The 650-nt window shown below is 55.7% G+C and carries 1 protein-coding gene; it reads right to left on the reverse strand.

The window, feature by feature from the left end; all coding sequences use genetic code 11:
• Positions 1–650: DUF637 domain-containing protein (locus AKL27_RS26930; RefSeq protein ID WP_198156117.1), on the reverse strand; the 650-nt coding region annotated here is incomplete at both ends.

A 650-nucleotide genomic window follows, 5' to 3' on the forward strand; every position in this document is an offset into this window, starting at 1 on the left:
CCCATCTCCAATCGACAGATTTGGACTGACGGCGGCGTATTCCTTTTGCAGCGTATACAAGAACGCTTCGGCCTGGGGCGAGTACGGCACGTCATATCCGAGGTTGTTATCGACCAGAGTCTGGGCGGTATTTGCCAATAAGGAAGTGGCACCGGCAATCTGCTCCGATGTCGGATTCTGCGTCTTGTAGAGTTCCCGGGCGAAACGGGCGGCGTTTTCTTTGATCATGCGTTCTTCTGTTGGATGCAATTGCCGGTTAAATTCGGTTGCCAGCTTGGCATTGATGGCGGCAGCATTGCCATCGGCCGCTGTTCCTCCTGCGAATTGGGTAACCGTTTTTGCCACCACCACCCCGACCAATTGCTCCAGTGCTGTGGTGTCTTCTTTGGATATGCCTGGGATGTCGGCAAGTTGATCGCCAAACATTTCCACTGCCAGCTTGGCCGCCGCGGCGCCTGCTGCGCCAGTCCCGAAATCCCCCCCCATCGCTTTGCTCATCACGCCGCCGATCAACGCATGCACGGCAACCTTGGTCGGTGTATTGGCATTGTTTTTATCGAGATAGTCGCCAACCTGTTCATACAGTAACGGTGCTGCCAACTGGGCGACCTCGGCGGTGACCTTGGCAATCGTCCGCTTGCGTTCTATTT

The sequence above is a fragment of the Herbaspirillum autotrophicum genome (assembly GCF_001189915.1).
Lineage (GTDB): Bacteria > Pseudomonadota > Gammaproteobacteria > Burkholderiales > Burkholderiaceae_D > Herbaspirillum > Herbaspirillum autotrophicum.